Annotated in this window: 6 protein-coding genes; all 6 read left to right on the top strand. The window is 32.3% G+C overall.

Annotation, left to right across the window (positions count from 1 at the left end; genetic code table 11):
• Nucleotides 1-108: 108 nt before the first annotated feature.
• The 6 genes from AC27IF_RS20165 (at nucleotide 109) to AC27IF_RS20190 (ending at nucleotide 3,911) form a co-directional block, all read left to right on the top strand.
• Nucleotides 109-534: a hypothetical protein gene (locus tag AC27IF_RS20165; RefSeq protein ID WP_487056149.1), complete on the top strand. Its 426-nt coding sequence runs from the start codon at nucleotides 109-111 to the stop codon at nucleotides 532-534.
• Between the two features lie 98 nt (nucleotides 535-632).
• On the top strand, nucleotides 633-1,001 hold the full coding sequence (locus AC27IF_RS20170; protein ID WP_487056150.1) for a hypothetical protein: 369 nt from the start codon (nucleotides 633-635) through the stop codon (nucleotides 999-1,001).
• Nucleotides 1,002-1,125: 124 nt separating this feature from the next.
• Entirely contained in the window at nucleotides 1,126-1,545 is a 420-nt protein-coding gene (locus AC27IF_RS20175) for a DUF6678 family protein (protein WP_487056151.1), read from the top strand.
• Between the two features lie 137 nt (nucleotides 1,546-1,682).
• On the top strand, nucleotides 1,683-2,840 hold the full coding sequence (locus tag AC27IF_RS20180) for an acyltransferase family protein (protein ID WP_487056152.1): 1,158 nt from the start codon (nucleotides 1,683-1,685) through the stop codon (nucleotides 2,838-2,840).
• 73 nt (nucleotides 2,841-2,913) lie between these two features.
• Complete coding sequence (locus tag AC27IF_RS20185; RefSeq protein WP_487056153.1) at nucleotides 2,914-3,252, top strand: hypothetical protein; 339 nt, start codon at nucleotides 2,914-2,916, stop codon at nucleotides 3,250-3,252.
• 119 nt (nucleotides 3,253-3,371) lie between these two features.
• Nucleotides 3,372-3,911 (top strand): hypothetical protein, encoded by a 540-nt coding sequence (locus AC27IF_RS20190; RefSeq protein WP_487056154.1) that lies wholly within the window; start codon nucleotides 3,372-3,374, stop codon nucleotides 3,909-3,911.
• The last annotated feature ends 157 nt before the right edge of the window (nucleotides 3,912-4,068 follow it).

Below are 4,068 nucleotides of genomic sequence, written 5' to 3' on the forward strand. Positions count from 1 at the left end.
ATTGCTTAAGGGTTAGCATGCGTAATCTATTAACGATTTTTTTTCTCATTTTTCCGTTATCTGTATTAGCAAAAGATAAAAGCTGTTTATTGTCAAAGTATGAGAGATATGCCACAGCTCAAAAAAATGTGGCAAAAAGATTTAACAGAACTAATCATACTTAATAACAAAGAGTTAAAAGAAGTTGCGGACTTATATTTAAACGATCAATTACTGCTAATACAAAAAAGTGAAATGGCTGTATCCATGCTATTAAACTTATCTCCAATAAAAATAAAATCAGATAAAACGGTAAACCGATGGCTTCAGCTCGAAGATTTCGATGATAACGAACTTGCTAAACAAAGCGCTACATACAAAGAGATTCTAGAAAAAATCAAATCTAACAAAAAACGTAAGCCTCATAAAAATGGTGATAAATTACGAGAAATTATGCGAACAGAAATTGTACCTTCAAACAATTTTAAAGTGTTGTATTCAAATTATTCTGATAAGGTTCTCGCTATAAATAACACTATGTGTCCAGCAATATAACAAGTCGTTCAAAAAGGACAAAAAACAGTTGGCTTTTGCTCCTTCGTCGCTTATTTTAGCCAACATATTTTTTGCCTCTTAACGAGGCGTTAGGTGCTATGCATAAATTAATCATATCTGCTGCAATTTTCTTATTTTCGTTTTCTACTTTTGCAAGTGATGTTCTCTGGCGAGAGGATAAAGGCGCATCAGCTTATTGTAAAAAAGCTAAAGAGTCTGTTTGTTTTGTGGTTGTTGGTGATACTACAACTGATGTTAGTATTATCGAGAATAAGAATATTGGTAAGTTAGGGGTAGCGTCGAAATCACAGTACGATAATATTGTAACTTTTCCGTCACTTTGGAAGCGTACGGGTAGTGACGGAGATTTAATTATATTTACTACTCAAGCGTGGTTTAACGGCCAAAGATATACCACTAAAGGTATGGTGTTTGTTGATAATAATGGTAAATACATACATCAATAAAACGCACCTAACAAGTTGCTTAAAAGGACAAAAAATAGTTGGCTTTTGCTCCTTCGTCGCTAATTTTAGCCAACAATTTTTTTGCCTCTTAGCAAGGCGTTATGTTTTTCGAGAGTTTTGAGTTATGTTCGATATAGCAAAATATGAACAAAAAATTGATAAGCTGATCGCAAGTCAATTCAATTGTTCTTATATGTCTAATTCCAAATGGCTTAAGCTTTTTAAAGCTCTTGATTGTTCAGATTTCACCTTGGAACATATCTCACTTAAAAAAGTTAATAGTTCCACTTCATATATTACATATATGCCCAAGTCAGAAGACCTTGAGTCAAAGTGGGTATCTGAAGGTGAAAATGAAGTAAACTATTTCTATAAAGAAATTGAATGGGTGGAATTCTTAAAGTGCTACAAACCTAGCAATATTCCAACTCAATATGTACACCAATCAATTGATAAAGTATCTGAAATAATTTCTCAAACTGGTCAATTTGAATTTGTAAACACTAATAATGGCTTGAAACTGTTCGGGTATAAAAAAACATAACAAGTCATTCAAGCAGGACAAAAAACAGTTGGTTTTTTCTCGTGCCTCGCTTATTTTAACCAACTATTTTATTGCCTCTTAATGAGGCGTTATAAGCCAAGCAGGTTATGGCACCTGTTAAATTATAAGGTTATCAAATGGAATTGAAAAACACTGTAAGGTTTTCCGAATTAGATTGGTTACGAGTTATATTGATTTTTGCAGTGTTCCTTCATCATGTGTGCATGCCTTTTAATGGAGATGGTTGGCACATTATGAATAACGATTCGAGCAAAATGCTCGATGATATCATGGTGTATTTTGAACAATTTAGATTGCCAATCTTATTTTTTATTTCAGGTGTTGGCTCTGTTATCTTGCTATCAAAGGTAACGGTAGTGAAATTTGTCAAAGACAAATTTCTAAGATTATTTATTCCCCTTTTGATTGGCACTTTGTTAGTGATTCCTCCACAAATTTACATGGAAAATATTGTTGAGATGCAATCATATTGGCAAGAGTATCCAACGCTTGCATTAAAATTCGAAACTAATCACCTTTGGTTCATAGAGTATCTCTTTGTGTTTTTCTTGCTTGCTATCCCATTAAACAAATTATTTAGCTCATCTTTAGGCACATCAATAATTAACTTTGTACAAAAATTGTCAAAACACAAAATAGGGCTATATCTACTTGTAACATTACTCATAATAATAAAAGTGTATTTTTCGTTAACTTTTCCAAGTGAAGATAAAAAGATAGAAAATTTATCTTCCTCAGCTTTCTATTTTTTCTTTTTTATTGCAGGTATGCTTTTTGTTCGTAGCAACATTATTTGGCAAGCAATATGTGACCAACGATTTTATAATTTACTGCTGTTAGTATTTAGCACGATACTCTTTTATTCTTATTATTACTCCCCTGACTTAAGTGAGTACTTGTCACTAGATATGCGCTGGTCTATTTGGTGGTTGGTTTGTTGTTTAGTTGCATGGTCTGCATTCTTAACTATTTTAGGTTATGCGCAATTCTATTTTACAAAAACACCAAAATGGGTAAGTCTTAGTAACGAGTTAACTTACCCTTTTTATATCTTTCACCAAACCGTAATTGTGGTAATAGGCTATTATGTCATCGCATGGCAAACACCAATATTATTAAAGGTTATTTCTCTTTTCGCTTTATCCTTTTTAGTTACCTCCGTAATTTGTTGGTATCTTATTAAACCATCAAATATTTTAAGGTTTTTGTTTGGTTTAAAGCCTAAAAATAATGCTGTACCAGTGGCTTATAACAAGCCAATCAAGCAGGACTAAAAACAGTTTGCTGTTTTCGTTCCTCAACATTTTAGCAAACAATTTTTAGCCTCTTATTGGGGCGTTATAAATAATGAAATGTTCAGAGTGTGATTCTAATTCAATTAAATACTTTGATATCCTTAAATCTAGGATAGGAAAACCTATTGTTTGTAGTAACTGCAACAATGAGTTTCAACCACACCCTTTAATATATTTAGTTTGGGGAATAATAGTTGTTTTATTGGTTCCTATTTTCGATTATTTATTTGTTTTGGGGGTTTTAAGCATTGCCTTGGTGTATTGTGCATTATTGTGTTTTGTACCATTAGTTAAGGCAAACTCATTATTATATAAAATTGAAAGTGTAATTTTTTGGTTGTTGGTCTTTGTTATGTTGTTGTATGGACTGTTTGCCGAAAATTATTTATAACCAGCTGTTAAACAAGGACAAAAAACAGTTGGTTTTGCTCCTTCGCCGCTAATTTTAACCAACTATTTTTTGACTGTTAACAGGGCGTTAGCTTTTTAATCATATATATGGAGTGTAACGTGAATAAAAAAATAGTAGATATTTTAAACCAACCATTTGTTTTATGGTTTTTGTCCTCTGTAGTAATAGGTTTTGTTACTTGGCAATATTCAGAGGTACAAAAAAATAGTAGTGAAGCAAAGGTTGAAGCAAGAGTATTAAAAAGATCATATTTAGAGCTCAATTTAATTCTTCAGGATATTGGTTTTGGTTCAGACGCTAAAGAGAAATTAACGGCTGGTTTATTTTCTGGCACATTAACCAAAATGCAGTATAACGCAATAAATCCAACTGCAAATATTTATGTTCCTACACTTCAAAACCTAATGTTAGAAATAGATTCAAGGGTATCTTCTGAAGGTCTGCAAAAATTCCAGCCCCTAATTGCTGAACATTTAGCATCTATGTCTGAAGCTATGAATAGAATTTACAATAATTATACAAAGCCTAGTGAAAAGATATGGGGGAAATTGACAGATAAAGAACAAGAGAAATTCATGGAATTAAGATCTTTAACTGAAAAAATATCCAATTATTATTTGTCAAAAGCTAATAAGTAATTCAACAAGGACTATGAAGTTCCCCCGTTTTAGTGGACACCTCCTCATAACATCGAGGAGGCAACAATGCCCAAATATACACAACCTAAAAAGACATGGTTTTATCCAGTCGATTTCAAAATCAAAGCAGTACAACTAAGCGTAAGAGACGACATTA

The organism is Colwellia sp. KS18-150 (assembly GCF_057551365.1).